Raw genomic sequence first — 13244 nt, forward strand, 5'->3', positions numbered from 1 at the left:
CCACCATGCCCCGTGGAGAAAAATCCAGCTACACCGACAAGCAGAAGCGCCAGGCCGCACACATCGAGGAAAGTGAAAAGGCTGAGGGCCGCAGCGATAAAGCGGCCGAGCGCATTGCCTGGGCCACCGTCAACAAGCAGGACGGCGGCGGCAAGAAGAAGACACAAAGGTAGGGTTGGTTCCCAAACAACCGCCGATACCAACGCCACGCTCATTAACGCATGGCCCCAAATCGAAGCAGGCTCCTGCAAACCCCCAAAACACGGGGTGTCGGCAATCCCGGCACCCCGTTATCGTTTCTCCCACCCGCTAAGCCGCCACACCCACCACCGCATTCGACTTCCGCCGCATCGCCAACGCATGCAACACCATCCGCCGCGACGCAAACCGCGAGGCCGCCCCTTCAGGCGCATGTGCCACCGTCAGCACCACCCGGCCTGGCCCAATCGACACAACCACCCGGCTGCCACTTCCAACCCAGCCCATCTACGCTGCGACGCAATCAGCTCGGCGCCATCTCCATCCGGCGCCCCGACGCGACTACAACCTTGACGAACAGCGCGTTGGATGGGCGATACTCGCTCATCGCCGCAGGATGCGGACAGGGGAGCCATCTACATGAAATCTGCACGAACGCTGACCTTGTTGGCCCTGCTGATGCCGTTGTCCGCACTGGCGCAGACGGCCGTCCATGATGGCCAGGGCAATGCCCTGCCCGATACGTCCTCGGCGAAATCCAGCGAAGGCTTCTCGGCGTCGATGGTGGTTACCGCGGACCCGGAATGGCAACAGAAGTGGGAGAACCCGGTCAACGGGGTGCCTCGCTTCGAACTGGCGACCGAGGTCAAGGAAGGCGGCTCGCTCTACATCCTGTCCTTCCTGACCAACCCGAAGCTGGACGCCGCCGGCATGGCGCAGGTGCGCTGCGACCTGCGGATCACCCGGCCCGACGGCAGCCTGAGCGGCGACGAGCATGACCTGCCCTGCTTCGTTACCCACCTCGATACCGATCCCAACAGTGTCTATCTGTCTTCAGTTGGAATGAAGTTCACTGCTGAAGCCGGCGACCCCAAAGGGACCTGGACAGTGGCGATCACCGTGCGCGACACGCTGCGCAACGTCACTATTCCGCTGCAGTCTTCGTTTGAGATGCGCTGACCGCATCAGTCGGCGTGGCGCCACCGGTCAGGGACTTGAGCGCAATCCGGCAACGGCCTTGGCGATGCGGCCGATCACATAGACCACCACGCCGCCGGGGATCAGCACCAGGGCGAGATTTGCCAGCCATGGGAACTGGTCCATACGCGGGCCCAGCACTACCCCAATCGCGAAGATCGCAGCCCCCAACAGCATCATGCCCAGCCCCAACTTCAGATAGATGTTGGTGAGCCCGAAATTCCTGCCAGCCATGTGGCCTTCTTGCCTATGTTGTTCAACGCCTTTGGCGGTGGGTATTGATGGAACCATGATGGGAAGTTGAGCTCAACCCTGCATGTCCTACTGCAGCTGCGCGAGCATCTCTTTTACTGGGCCATGGATGATCCCCCTGAGCAGTCGAGCTTCTCCGGGATCAACGCCGTGAGCGGCGCCGGCTTCATACTCGTCGTAGAGTCTGCCGACATGCGCTTTAATGCGTTCGAGAAGGAAGTCCAGCTCACGTTCTGCTGCACGGGCGTTGATGCCGACGGTTGAGCCAAACGCGATGGCACTACCTCGGTCCTGCCTGTTGTAAGGCAGGCCTCCCGGTGGAGTGACCGGGACATCATCGCCCCAGGCATTGCCAGCTGCGTAGATGCTGGTACAGATCAAGTCGTAGTGCGGCGCCAGTACCCAGCCGTCTGAACTGGCGAAGAAACTGAGGTTCTTCAGATGGGCATCGGAATTGCCGGTGACCAGGTTGAACAGCCACCACCGGTACAGCCTGGCGCGCGTATCGGCCCTGGATACACAGAGATCGATCAGGGCATTGAAAGCTTCCGAGGTCGCCTCGCTGTATTTGTAGAGGGCGTCCAACGAGAGCATCTGGCACCCATCGAGCACCTGCAACCTGCCTGGGGGCGTACGGAAGGTACGGTCAAAGCGACGTACCAGGTAAACCGGCTCGGGAACTCGCTTGATGGATGCTTCCGCAGTATCCATTCCAACGGCCGACGCCAACCGCATCACGAACCACTCGTTGATGGTGGTCTGCCAGTAGTGGTCGAGTTGCGGATGATCGGGCTTCAAGATGTGGGTGGAAGGTTCCGAGCCGACAGGCTCATACAGCCGGTCATCACGCAGGGTCACGGCGAGCTTGTGCTGGGCGCCAGCCAAGGACATCCGTTTGGGCGCATCGTGGCTCAGGGGCACTTGGGGAAGGCGGCGAATGCGCTGCGAGAGCGCCTCATCTGACAAGGGCTCAAGGCCGGCCGGTGCGATGCCCTCGCCGTCTGGCAGCAGCGTGAGCGCACCTGCCGACTCGCGGCCGTAGTAGTGGAGCAGACCAAAATTATCGGCAGCATCCACGCGTGCATCGCGAGCCAGAAGGACCTTTGCGCCCTCCTCCGGCAAGAGGTTGCTGAAGAACCACTGGATCGGGCGCAGCGAAGCGCCGTCGATGATCGAGCCTTGAGCTCGCGGGATCGCAGGCGACAAATCACCGCCCTGCCATGCGGGGTCGTAGTCGAATCGCCACAGGTTTCCCTGTTCGGAAAGGCGACCAACAAGCTCGGTATCCAGCCAGACACACAAGAGGCGTGGGGCGGGGATGTTCATTTGTCCAATCGCTTGGATTTAGGCTGCATGAAGGCGTCGGGCACCTGCAGGGTCACTTTGATGCCCAGTTCGTCCAGCGCACGCAGCACTCTTCCCAGTTGCACCGAAGGCTTTCCATGTTCGGCATCGCGCATGAAAACGTGGCTGGAGTCAATGTAGGCAGCCAAGTCGTCCTGGCGGATACCTTGGTTGCGGCGGACGCGGCGAATGATCTCGCCAATGTCCCCGGGGGTTTTCACCTTGATGTCGATCACGGCCGTTGCCACCGAATCTAAGCAGTTGTTTACATCATGCAGCGCGATACGGTTATTTGCAACGAATTCTAAGCAGTAGCTTCGAATTTAGGGCAAACACCGAGCGAAGCATCGAAAACTAAACAGTAGCTTCGAAATGTGGACGGGATGCCCATATTGGGTAGACCTCTACCCAAATTGGGCATTTTCGAAGCACTTCGAAAACGCAGAAGCCCCGCTTTCGCGGGGCTTCTGGTTGCCAGGCAGGGCCTGGCACTACGCCGGGGGGTGCCGGGGGTGGCCCGGCGCCTGGATCAGGCGAAGGGGTCCTGCAGGACCATGGTGTGGTCACGGTCCGGGCCGGTGGAGACGATGCTGATCGGGCAGCCGGCCAGCTCTTCCAGGGCGCGCAGGTAGGCACGGGCGGCCACCGGCAGCTTGTCCCATTCGGTGATGCCGTGGGTGTTCTCGTTCCAGCCCGGGAATTCCAGGTACACGGGGGTGCACTCTTCCCAGCCCTGCGCGTCCAGCGGTGCGTATTCGGTGCGCTTGCCACGGTATTCGTAGGCAATGCAGACCTTCAGCTTCTCCATGCCGTCCAGCACGTCCAGCTTGGTGATGCACAGGCCGCTGATGCCGTTGATGGCCACGGCGCGCTTGAGCGCGACGATGTCCATCCAGCCGCAACGACGCGGACGGCCGGTGGAAGCGCCGTACTCGGCACCGCGGTCGCGGATGCCCTGGCCGATCTCGTCGTCCAGCTCGGTCGGGAACGGACCGCCGCCCACGCGCGTGGCATACGCCTTGGCGATGCCCAGCACGTAGTCGATCGCGTCGGCGCCGACGCCGGCACCGGCCAGCGCACCGCCCACGGTGGTGTTGGAGCTGGTGACGTACGGGTAAGTGCCGTGGTCGATGTCCAGCAGCGCGCCCTGCGCGCCTTCAAACAGCACGCGCTTACCCTGCTTGCGCAGATCGTGCAGGATGCCGGCCACGTCGGACTTCATCGGCTGGACGTATTCGCCGAAGGCCAGGGCTTCGTCGTAGGTCTTCTGGAAGTCGACCGCATCGGTCTTGAGGTAATTGGTCAGCACGAAGTTGTGGTAATCCAGCGCGGTGCGCAGGAGCTCTTCGAGCTGGGCCGGGTAATGCAGGTCGGCGATGCGGATGCCGCGGCGCGCCACCTTGTCTTCATAGGCCGGCCCGATGCCACGGCCGGTGGTGCCGATCGCCTTGCCGCCGGCGGCGCGTTCGCGCGCCTGGTCCAGGGCGATGTGGTACGGCATGATCAGCGGCGCGGCCGGGGAGATCTTCAGGCGCGAACGCACTTCCACGCCAGAGGTTTCCAGCTCGGCGATTTCCTTCTGCAGGGCGGCCGGCGAGATCACCACGCCGTTGCCGATCAGGCACAGCGCGTCTTCACGCAGGATGCCCGACGGAATCAGGTGCAGCACGGTCTTCTTGCCATTGATGACAAGCGTATGGCCGGCATTGTGGCCCCCCTGGAAACGCACTACGGCACCGATTTCCTCGGTGAGCAGATCGACGATCTTGCCCTTGCCTTCATCGCCCCACTGGGCACCAAGCACTACGACAGACTGACCCATGACGGGCTCCTCGAATTGTTGCGGCCATCGGGGCCGCGGACGGGTAAACCGTAGCAGGGCCGGCCAGCGCGGAGGTGACGGCTCCAATCGGGGAGCGGTCGGCGAAGGCAGGCCCAGACACGGAAAAAGCCGAACGGGGAGGCCCGTCCGGCTTTTGTGCATTATCCGGGTTTCCGGGGTCGACCGCCACCCTGCAGGGGGGCGGATTCAACCGGCGGTCAGCGGTCGTTCTTCAGGTACTGCAGGAACGGGTCGTTCTTGTCCAGCACGATCACCCCGTTGCCGTCGGTCATGGAGTTCCGGTAGGCCTCCAGGCTGCGGTAGAACGAGAAGAACGACGGGTCGGCCGAGCCGGCCTGGCCGTAGATCCGGGCCGCTTCGGCGTCGCCGGCACCACGCAGGCGCTGGGCGTCGCGCTCGGCTTCGGCCACGATCACCGTGCTTTCGCGGTCGGCCTGGGCACGGATGGTGAGCGACTGCTCTTCACCCTCGGCACGCAGCTTGGCCGCTTCCTGCTTGCGCTGGGCGCGCATGCGCTCGTAGACGTCGTTGATCACCTGGCTGTCGGTCGGCAGGTCGATCTGCTTGATGCGCAGGTCGATGATCTGCATCCCCAACCCTTTGACCGCCTCGTTGATGCCGGTCAGCTGGCCGGCAATCAGTTCACTGCGGTCGCCGGACACCAGCTGCTGCAACGAACGCGAGTTGATCTGGTTGCGCAGCGAGTCGGTGATGATCGGTGCCAGGCGCGCCGAGGCCACGCTGGCGTCGCCGCCGGTGGCACGGAAGTACGCCCGCACGTCGGAGATGTAGCCAATGGCGAAGAAGTCGACGCTGACGTCCTTCTGCTCGGCGGTGAAGTAACGGGCCGGGGCGGTGGCCAGCACCTGGAAGCGGCGGTCGAACACCCGCACCGTTTCCACCAGCGGCAGCTTGAAGTGCAGGCCGGGCTTGATGTCGGAACGGACCACTTTGCCCAGGTTCAGCACCATGGCGGTCTGGTCCTCACGGACCACGAACACCGAGCCCAGCAGGCCCAGCAGGACGGCAACGGCCAGCCCAATCCAAAGCGGACTCTTCATCGGATGGCTCCTTCGCTACCGGTCGGTCGAGTGGTCGGGCGCGTGGTCGGGCGCTCGGCGTTGCGCACGCCGTCGACCGGGGTGCTGGCCGGCAGCGACGGCATCATCACTTCCGGGGTCACCAGCGGGGTCGCACTGTTGCCAGCGGCAGTGCCGGCACGGTTGTCGGGCATGGGCACGTAGATCAGCTGGCGGCCATCGCCGCCGATGACCTTGCGGTTTTCGGCCAGCACCTTCTCGACGGTTTCCAGCCACAGACGCTTGCGGGTGACTTCCGGGGCGTCCTTGTACTGGGCCTGCAGGAGGCTGAAGCGCTCGGCATCACCCTGCGCGCGGGCAACCACGGCCTGCTTGAAGCCTTCGGCCGTGGTCCGGGCGCGCGAGGCCTGGCCACGGGCTTCGGGCACGACCTTGGCCGCGTAGGCCTGGGCTTCGTTGATCAGGCGTTCCTTGACCTGCTGGGCACCGTTGACCTCGTCGAAGGCCGGCTTGACCTCTTCCGGCGGACGGGCATCGGGCAGGGTCAGGCCGGTCACGACCAGGCCGGTGCGGTACGCCTTGAGTGCGGCCTGCAGGCGCTCCTGCGCCACCACGGCCAGCGGACCGCGGTTGTTGAGCACGGCGTTGAGGTCGGCACGGCCGACCTGTTCGCGAACGGCGCTCTGTGCGGCCTGCTCCAGCACCTGGTCGGCCGCGATCGTGCCGAACAGGTACAGGCGGGGGTCGTCGATGCGGTACTGCACGTTGAGCGACACGCGCACGATGTTCTCGTCGCGGGTCAGCACCGGCACTTCGCTGCTGAAGGTCTTGATCTGGGTCGCGTTGACCTTGGTCACCGACTCGATCGGCCAGGGCAGCTTGAAGTTCGGGCCGGGCTGCAGGATGCGCGAGAACTGGCCAAAGCGCAGCACCACGCCGCGCTGCTGTTCGCCGATCAGCTGGAAGCTGGAGAACAGCAGCAGCAGGACCACCGCTACCGCCACCCAACGCAGGATGCCGCCATCGAACAGGTCCTTGAGCGGTCCGGGCAACCCGCCCCAACCGCCACCACCGCCGCCACCGCGCGGACCAAACGGCCCTCGTCGATTCTCGTCGGAACCCTGTCCGCCCTTGTTGCCGCCGGGTGTATTCCAGGCCATGCACGCTCCATCAGTAAAGGTTGCCTGCGGGCCAGTCCCGCACCGTCAACCGTTGAATCCCGCCCGATTCTACTAGATGGGGCTGACCGACAGGATTGGAAGGGGCCACCCGGCGCAGGTCGCGATTCATCACGGTAAGGTGGAACCCCCCATCCTGCAGGCCACCCCCATGGCGATCCCCGACCGGTTCACCGCCTTCCGCATCCACCACGACGAGCAGGGCCATCACAGCGGCCTGGAGCCGATCGGCCTGGGCCAGCTCAACCCGGGCGAGGTGGTGGTCCGCGCGGAATGGTCGTCGGTGAACTACAAGGATGCCTTGGCCGGCACCGGCGAGGGGCGCATCCTGCGCCGCTTCCCGCTGGTGGGCGGGATCGACGTGGCCGGCACGGTGGTCGCCTCCACCGACCCGGCCTGGCGCGAGGGCGATGCGGTGCTGGCCACCGGCTGCGGCCTCAGCGAAACCCGCGATGGCGGGTACAGCCAGTACGTAAGGCTGCAATCCAGTGCGGTGATCGCGCGCCCGCCCGGGCTCGGCGCGCGCGAGGCGATGATCGTGGGCACTGCAGGTTTCACCGCCGCGCTGGCCCTGCTGCGCATGCTCGACAACCGTCTCACCCCGGACCACGGTCCACTGGCCGTGACCGGTGCCACCGGCGGGGTCGGATCGCTGGCCGTGGACATCTTCAGCCGCGCCGGGTTCGAGGTCCACGCGATCAGCGGCAAGGCCGACCAGGCCGACTACCTGCGCGGGCTCGGCGCCCACGAGGTATTGGCGCGCGACAGCCTGGCCACGACCAAGCCGATGGCGTCGGCCCGCTTCGGTGGCGGCCTCGACAATGCCGGCGGGCCGATGCTGGCCAGCCTGCTGGCCCAGACCGCGCCCTACGGCAGCGTGGTGAGCGCAGGCCTGGCCGCCAGCCCGGTGCTGGACATGACGGTGATGCCGTTCATCATCCGGGGCGTGTCGCTGCTGGGCGTGTCGTCGTCTTCGGCACCCCGGGTGCTGCGCGAGCAGGTCTGGAAGAAGCTGGGCGGTGAGTGGAAGCCGCGTCACCTGGACGCGATCTGTACCGGCGAGATCGGGCTGGATGCATTGCCGGCCGCGTTCAAGCGGATGCTGGCCGGCGGCGCGCTGGGCCGCACCGTGGTGCGGATCGACTGAGCGTTGCAGCTGGGCGACGGACGGCGCGGCGGATGCTTCACGATGACACGGGCGCCGCTCTACACTGCGGGCATCACACGGGGAACAACATGGCACGCATTCTGATCGTCGACGATTCGCAGTCGCAGCAGCTGGCAATCAAGCGCATCGTCGAGAAGCTGGGGCACGAGACGTTGACCGCCGAAGACGGCGCCGCCGGGGTCGAGGTGGCCAAGGCCGAGCTTCCTGACCTGGTGCTGATGGATGTGGTGATGCCCAACCTCAACGGGTTCCAGGCCACCCGCACGCTCGCGCGCGAAGCCACCACCAGGCACATCCCCGTGATCCTGGTGACCACCAAGGACCAGGACACCGACCGCATGTGGGGCATGCGCCAGGGGGCCAAGGCCTACATCACCAAGCCGTTCTCCGAAGACGAGCTGTCCGAAGTGCTGGAGCGGGTGTTCAGCAGCAAGGAACCGCCGGCGGCTTGATCGCCGGCGGTGCCGTATCGACCAACGGTCGATACCTGCCGCGATGCCCCGGTAGTACCGACCGTTGGTCGGTACCCCGGATCCATCAGATTTTTTCGCCGAACGCCTTGGCCAGCGCCCTGTAGGCCTTCTTCTGCGCCTCATCGGTCGGCGCCGGCGCGATGATCTCGATTTCCACGATCTGATCGCCATCAGGGTTGCCCGGCAGGCCGCGGCCACGCAGGCGCAGCTTGCGCCCGGCATCCGAACCGGCCGGCACCTTCAGTTCAACCGCCCCACCCAGGGTAGGCACGCTGATCGAGGTCCCCAGTGCGGCCTGCCACGGGGTGACATCCAGCGTGTACAGGATATTGCGGCCGTCGACCTCGAACTGCGGGTGCGCGGCATATTCCACTTCCAGCAGCAGGTTGCCGCCGTTGGTGCCCTGCCCGCCCAGCCGGATCACCTGGCCCGGACGGATGCCCTTGGGCACGCGCACATCCAGCTGCTTGCCGTTGACGGTGATGCGCAGGCTGTCGCCGCCATAGGCCGCCTCCAGCGGCACCGACAGCTTGGCGCGGGTGTCGCGGACCGGCTGCGGGCCAGCCCCGGTGCCGCCAAAGCCGCTGGCCCGGCCTGCACCGCCGCCGCGCTGGCGGGCGAACAGGCTCTCGAAGAAGTCGCTGAAACCACCACCACCGGCGCCGCCGCCGAACACTTCCTCGAAATCGAAGCCCTGCGCGCCGCCATAGTTCGGCGGGGCATGGAACTCCTCGCCCGGGCGGTAGCCCTGGGCCTTGAGCTGGTCGTAGGCCGCGCGCTTCTGCGGATCACGCAGCGCCTCGTAGGCCTCGTTGACCGCCTTGAACTTCTCTTCCGCGCCGGTTTCCTTGCTCACGTCCGGGTGGTACTTGCGCGCCAGCCGGCGGTAGGCGGTCTTGATTTCGGCATCGCCCGCGCTGGGTTCCACACCCAGCGTGGCGTAGTAATCCTTGAATTCCATCCATACACCTCGAATAAGTTCGGCCGCCGGGGCCAGCGGGCGCCGTCGCGCAATTCTAGCGGCTGCCAGCCCGGTCGCCGTGATCGGGCGGATGATCCTGCGCAATGCAGCAGTCTGGCTCATTGGCTACGGTGGCATTAATTCGACCAACGGCCGGTCCCGACCCATCGCCGACGGGCCGCGCCGGCTCCCGATATGGGAATGAACAGGCCGGTTTCAACATTTTGACGCCGCCCTTCCATCGCCCTCACTACCCTGCCCTTGAACCCGGAGCTCCCATGACCATCCACGTTGGCGACCGCATTCCCGAAGTCACCCTCAAGCGCATCCGCGAGGGCATGGAGACCTTGGACACGCATGCCCTGTTCGAGGGTCGAAAGGCGGTTCTGTTCGCCGTGCCGGGTGCCTTCACCCCGACCTGCTCGGCCCAGCACCTGCCCGGCTTCGTGGCGCATTTTGCCGATTTCCGCCACCGTGGCATTGACGTGTTCTGCATGGCGGTCAACGACCCGTTCGTGATGAAGGCCTGGGGCGAAAGCCAGCAGGTGCCCGACGGCCTGCAGCTGCTGTCCGATGGCAACGGCGAATTCACCCGTGCGCTCGGCCTGGAACTGGATGCCAGCAGTTCCGGCATGGGCATGCGGTCCCGCCGCTTCGCGCTGTATGTCGAAGACGGCGTGGTGCGCGACACCTTCATCGAAGAGCCCGGCAGGTTCGACGTCTCTTCGGCGCAGTACGTGCTGGCGCACCTGCCCAGCTGATCCCTTTCACGCAACAAAAGGAACCCGGCCAGCCATGTCAAAGCCAGCCAAGCAGCAGTCGAACACTCCCTCCTCCAACGAAAGCCGCGGTCGGCCGCCGGGCATCAGCGATACCGCTACGTTGCGCGCCAAGGCCCGCAAAGACATCGAAGACGGCGCCATCACCGACAGCTACACGGCCGACCGCGAAGCCGTGATCAAGCTGCTCAACGATGCACTTGCCACCGAGTATGTGTGCGTGCTGCGCTACTACCGCCACTACTTCATGGCCAAGGGAATGCTGGCCGACGCGGTCAAGGGCGAGTTCCTCGAGCACGCGCAGCAGGAACAGGCGCATGCGGGCAAGCTGGCCGAACGCATCGTGCAGCTGGGCGGCGAACCGGACCTCAACCCGGCCACGCTGACCCAGCGTTCGCATGCCGAGTACAAGGAAGGCAAGGATCTTCGCGACATGGTGCGCGAGAACCTGATCGCCGAGCGCATCGCCATCGACAGCTATCGGGAAATGATCAACTTCGTGGGCGACAAGGACACCACCACCAAGCGGATCCTGGAAGAAATCCTCGCCCAGGAAGAAGAGCACGCCGACGAGTTCGCTGATCTGCTGGAAGGGTGGATCGGCGAGTAGGCCTCGCGCCGATCGCCGGTCGGCCCACTAGTGCAGGATCCGGAACCGCACCTGGGTCCAGGCACCATCGGCGGCGAGCGCGGTGAGGGTGTGTTCGCCGGCTTCGTCGAAATCGCGCTGGAAGCTGCGCGCGCCTTCGCTGCGTGCGATCCAGCGGTCATCCAGCAACCAGTCCACCGATTGCTCGCTGCCCAGTGCACGCAGCTGGAGCCGCACGCCGTGTTCGGCATTGGGCGCGCGCGCCAGCGTGGCGCGGTCGTTCAGGCCTTCGATATGCAGGCTGCCCGCACTGCTGCGGCCATCATCGCCGCAGTCCGGCGACAACGCCGGCAACTGCGCGGCCTGGCGTTGCGCCAGTGGCAGCCACGGCGAAACCAGTGCCGGCCAGCGTGCGATTTCACGCTGCTGCGCCTCGTGCGGCAATGCGCATTCCGGTGACAGCCGCAAACCGGTGCGGGCATCCACGTCGAATGTCTGCCGGCCGGCCTGCCACAGCCGGGCACCGCGCTCGGCGAACGTCGGCGGCACCACGTCATCGAGCACGTAGGCCTGCAGGCGTCGCTGGCAGAGCGCGGGCGGGGTGTTTTCCGCGCGTTCGCCGGTCGGCCAGCACACCTCCGTCTGGGTAACGTTGGCTGGCAGCGGTGCAGCGGCCGCATCCCCACGCTGGCGCGGCAGGCTGTCGACTACTTCGAACATCAGCGGCAATGCGGTGACCGCGCCATACTGGCCGGGCAGCGGCGTGCCGTCCGGTCGCCCCACCCACACGCCTACCGTGTAATGGCGGGTGGTGCCGATCGCCCAGGCATCGCGGTAGCCGTAGCTGGTGCCGGTTTTCCAGGCCACCCGCGGGCGCCCGGTCACATCGAAGGTGCCCGCGCCATACCCCGGCCGAGGGTTGGATTCGAGCACTTCGCGGGTGATCCATGCAGCGCCCGGCGACATCAGCCGCCGCTCGATCACCGCATCGTCGGGCGTATAGCGCACGCGGCCGGCAATGCCGTTGCGGTTGAACGCGGCGAACGTGCCGACCAGGTCCTCCAGCCGCGCGCCGGTGCCGCCCAGGATCAGCGACAGGTTGGGCGTACTGCCGTGCGGAAAGCGCAGGGTGATGCCGGCATGCGACAGGCGGGCGGCAAAGCGCGCCGAGCCGACCCGGTCCAGCAGATCCACCGCCGGCACGTTGAGCGACAAACGCAATGCCGTAGCGGCACTGACCGGCCCATTGAAGGCCGCATCGAAGTTGCCCGGGCGGTACCCGGCGAAGCTCTGTGGTGCATCCACCATCAGGCTTTCAGAGTGGATCAGGCCGTCATCGATGGCCATGCCATACAGGAACGGCTTGAGCGTGGAACCCGGCGAACGCCAGGCCTGCACCATGTCCACGTGCCCCAGCCGCTGCTTGTCGCCGAACGCCACCGAACCGACGTAGGCCCGTGCCTCGAGCGTGCGGTTGTCCACCACCAGCAGCGCGGCCGAGGTGCGCTCGGGCAGCTGCGAAAAGTACGACGCCACGCGTTCTTCGAGCGTGCGTTGCAGCCCGCTGTCCAGCGTGCTCTGGATGCGTGCTGCACGCGGCTGCGCGGCGTGCAGCCGCTGCGCCAGCAGGGCCGCGTGCAGCGGCGGCTGCAGCGCGCGGGTCACCACCGCCTCGATGCGGGCGTCGTCCACCTCCTCGCGGGTCCATACGCCCAACGCGACCATGCGTTCGAGCACCTTGTCGCGCGCAGCCCGTGCCGCCTCCGGGTGGCGGTCCGGGCGCAGCCGGCTGGGCGACTGCGGCAGTACCGCCAGAAGCGCGGCTTCGGCATGCGACAGTTGCGCCGCCGGTTTTCCCAGATACGCCCAGCTGGCCGCTTCCACGCCTTCGATGGTGCCGCCGTACGGCGCGCGCTCCAGGTACAGCGCAAGGATCTGCGCCTTGTCCAGGTGCAGTTCCAGCTGCACCGCGCGCAGCAGCTGCTTGGCCTTGCCCCACGGCGTGCGCGTGTGCGGGTCGAGGATGCGCGCCACCTGCATGGTCAGGGTGGAGCCGCCGGAAACGATCCGCCGTTCCAGCACCCACTGCTTGCCTGCACGCAGCAACGCCCACGGATTGACCCCGGGGTGCCGCCAGAACCAGCGGTCCTCGTAGTTCAGCAGGACCTGCAGGTATAGCGGCGACACGCTGCTGGCCGAGGCCGGGTAGCGCCACACGCCATCGGCGTCGGCAAATGCACGCAAGGGCGTGCCATCGGCAGCGACCACCAGCGTGCTGGTGTCGCGCTGCCGCGGCAGCGGCGGCGGGAACGCCAGGTCCAGCACCAGCAGCACCGCGAGCAGCGCCGCCGTGCCCCAGCGCAGCGCAGGCCACAGCCAGGGGCGCCACCGGTTCCACTGCAGTCGGGAGCGAAGGATTGTCATTCCAGTACGGCCGGCAT

At 66.1% G+C, this 13244-nt stretch carries 13 protein-coding genes and 1 pseudogene; 6 read left to right on the forward strand and 8 right to left on the reverse strand.

Features of this window, described 5'->3' with window-relative positions; genetic code table 11:
- Positions 1–5: 5 nt before the first annotated feature.
- Positions 6–158 (forward strand): annotated as a pseudogene (locus ACTJI4_RS17160) (HupB); the annotation flags it as partial.
- 460 nt (positions 159–618) lie between these two features.
- Complete coding sequence (locus tag ACTJI4_RS17165; protein ID WP_440870040.1) at positions 619–1158, forward strand: hypothetical protein; 540 nt, start codon at positions 619–621, stop codon at positions 1156–1158.
- Between the two features lie 27 nt (positions 1159–1185).
- On the opposite strand, the gene ACTJI4_RS17170 is transcribed toward ACTJI4_RS17165, so the two are convergent.
- The 6 genes from ACTJI4_RS17170 to hflK form a co-directional block, all read right to left on the reverse strand.
- Positions 1186–1410, reverse strand: a complete 225-nt coding sequence (locus ACTJI4_RS17170) for a hypothetical protein (RefSeq protein ID WP_392920558.1) — start codon at positions 1408–1410, stop codon at positions 1186–1188.
- A gap of 87 nt (positions 1411–1497) precedes the next feature.
- Positions 1498–2754 carry a HipA domain-containing protein gene (locus ACTJI4_RS17175; RefSeq protein WP_392920561.1) on the reverse strand — a complete coding sequence of 419 codons (1257 nt, stop codon included), beginning with the start codon at positions 2752–2754 and terminating at the stop codon, positions 1498–1500.
- A complete protein-coding gene (locus ACTJI4_RS17180) occupies positions 2751–3008 on the reverse strand; it encodes a transcriptional regulator (RefSeq protein WP_392920564.1) in 258 nt (85 codons plus the stop codon). Before ACTJI4_RS17180 ends, ACTJI4_RS17175 begins: the two co-directional genes overlap by 4 nt.
- A gap of 293 nt (positions 3009–3301) precedes the next feature.
- The gene (locus tag ACTJI4_RS17185; protein WP_306987747.1) at positions 3302–4594 is read right to left on the reverse strand and encodes an adenylosuccinate synthase; all 1293 of its coding nucleotides are present in this window, start codon (positions 4592–4594) and stop codon (positions 3302–3304) included.
- Between the two features lie 218 nt (positions 4595–4812).
- The gene (hflC, locus tag ACTJI4_RS17190; RefSeq protein ID WP_392920570.1) at positions 4813–5676 is read right to left on the reverse strand and encodes a protease modulator HflC; all 864 of its coding nucleotides are present in this window, start codon (positions 5674–5676) and stop codon (positions 4813–4815) included.
- A complete protein-coding gene (gene hflK / locus ACTJI4_RS17195) occupies positions 5673–6815 on the reverse strand; it encodes an FtsH protease activity modulator HflK (protein WP_392920573.1) in 1143 nt (380 codons plus the stop codon). The genes hflC and hflK overlap by 4 nt, the downstream gene beginning before the upstream one ends.
- A gap of 169 nt (positions 6816–6984) precedes the next feature.
- Here hflK and ACTJI4_RS17200 point away from each other — a divergent pair, with 169 nt between their 5' ends.
- Both ACTJI4_RS17200 and pilH read left to right on the forward strand, forming a co-directional pair.
- Positions 6985–7980 (forward strand): YhdH/YhfP family quinone oxidoreductase, encoded by a 996-nt coding sequence (locus ACTJI4_RS17200; RefSeq protein ID WP_440870041.1) that lies wholly within the window; start codon positions 6985–6987, stop codon positions 7978–7980.
- Positions 7981–8069: 89 nt separating this feature from the next.
- Positions 8070–8453 carry a twitching motility response regulator PilH gene (gene pilH / locus ACTJI4_RS17205; RefSeq protein ID WP_440870042.1) on the forward strand — a complete coding sequence of 128 codons (384 nt, stop codon included), beginning with the start codon at positions 8070–8072 and terminating at the stop codon, positions 8451–8453.
- An 85-nt stretch (positions 8454–8538) separates the two neighbouring features.
- Here pilH and ACTJI4_RS17210 read toward each other — a convergent pair whose 3' ends face one another.
- The gene (locus tag ACTJI4_RS17210) at positions 8539–9435 is read right to left on the reverse strand and encodes a DnaJ C-terminal domain-containing protein (RefSeq protein ID WP_392920582.1); all 897 of its coding nucleotides are present in this window, start codon (positions 9433–9435) and stop codon (positions 8539–8541) included.
- Positions 9436–9713: 278 nt separating this feature from the next.
- On the opposite strand from ACTJI4_RS17210, the gene ACTJI4_RS17215 reads away from it, so the two are divergent.
- On the forward strand, positions 9714–10196 hold the full coding sequence (locus ACTJI4_RS17215) for a peroxiredoxin (RefSeq protein WP_392920585.1): 483 nt from the start codon (positions 9714–9716) through the stop codon (positions 10194–10196).
- Positions 10197–10230: 34 nt separating this feature from the next.
- On the forward strand, positions 10231–10824 hold the full coding sequence (locus tag ACTJI4_RS17220; RefSeq protein ID WP_392920588.1) for a ferritin-like domain-containing protein: 594 nt from the start codon (positions 10231–10233) through the stop codon (positions 10822–10824).
- Between the two features lie 27 nt (positions 10825–10851).
- Here ACTJI4_RS17220 and pbpC read toward each other — a convergent pair whose 3' ends face one another.
- A complete protein-coding gene (pbpC, locus tag ACTJI4_RS17225; protein WP_440870043.1) occupies positions 10852–13227 on the reverse strand; it encodes a penicillin-binding protein 1C in 2376 nt (791 codons plus the stop codon).
- Positions 13228–13244: the final 17 nt, after the last annotated feature.

Source organism: Stenotrophomonas sp. 22385, from assembly GCF_052045085.1.
In the GTDB taxonomy this organism is placed as follows: domain Bacteria; phylum Pseudomonadota; class Gammaproteobacteria; order Xanthomonadales; family Xanthomonadaceae; genus Stenotrophomonas.

Bases quoted from the DNA above. Each gene is read 5' to 3' on its own strand.
- ACTJI4_RS17165 (WP_440870040.1), top strand. From the start codon at position 619: ATGAAATCTGCACGAACGCTGACCTTGTTGGCCCTGCTGATGCCGTTG.
- ACTJI4_RS17170 (WP_392920558.1), bottom strand. From the start codon at position 1,410: ATGGCTGGCAGGAATTTCGGGCTCACCAACATCTATCTGAAGTTGGGG.
- ACTJI4_RS17175 (WP_392920561.1), bottom strand. From the start codon at position 2,754: ATGAACATCCCCGCCCCACGCCTCTTGTGTGTCTGGCTGGATACCGAG.
- ACTJI4_RS17185 (WP_306987747.1), bottom strand. From the start codon at position 4,594: ATGGGTCAGTCTGTCGTAGTGCTTGGTGCCCAGTGGGGCGATGAAGGC.
- hflC (WP_392920570.1), bottom strand. From the start codon at position 5,676: ATGAAGAGTCCGCTTTGGATTGGGCTGGCCGTTGCCGTCCTGCTGGGC.
- hflK (WP_392920573.1), bottom strand. From the start codon at position 6,815: ATGGCCTGGAATACACCCGGCGGCAACAAGGGCGGACAGGGTTCCGAC.
- ACTJI4_RS17200 (WP_440870041.1), top strand. From the start codon at position 6,985: ATGGCGATCCCCGACCGGTTCACCGCCTTCCGCATCCACCACGACGAG.
- pilH (WP_440870042.1), top strand. From the start codon at position 8,070: ATGGCACGCATTCTGATCGTCGACGATTCGCAGTCGCAGCAGCTGGCA.
- ACTJI4_RS17210 (WP_392920582.1), bottom strand. From the start codon at position 9,435: ATGGAATTCAAGGATTACTACGCCACGCTGGGTGTGGAACCCAGCGCG.
- ACTJI4_RS17215 (WP_392920585.1), top strand. From the start codon at position 9,714: ATGACCATCCACGTTGGCGACCGCATTCCCGAAGTCACCCTCAAGCGC.
- ACTJI4_RS17220 (WP_392920588.1), top strand. From the start codon at position 10,231: ATGTCAAAGCCAGCCAAGCAGCAGTCGAACACTCCCTCCTCCAACGAA.
- pbpC (WP_440870043.1), bottom strand. From the start codon at position 13,227: ATGACAATCCTTCGCTCCCGACTGCAGTGGAACCGGTGGCGCCCCTGG.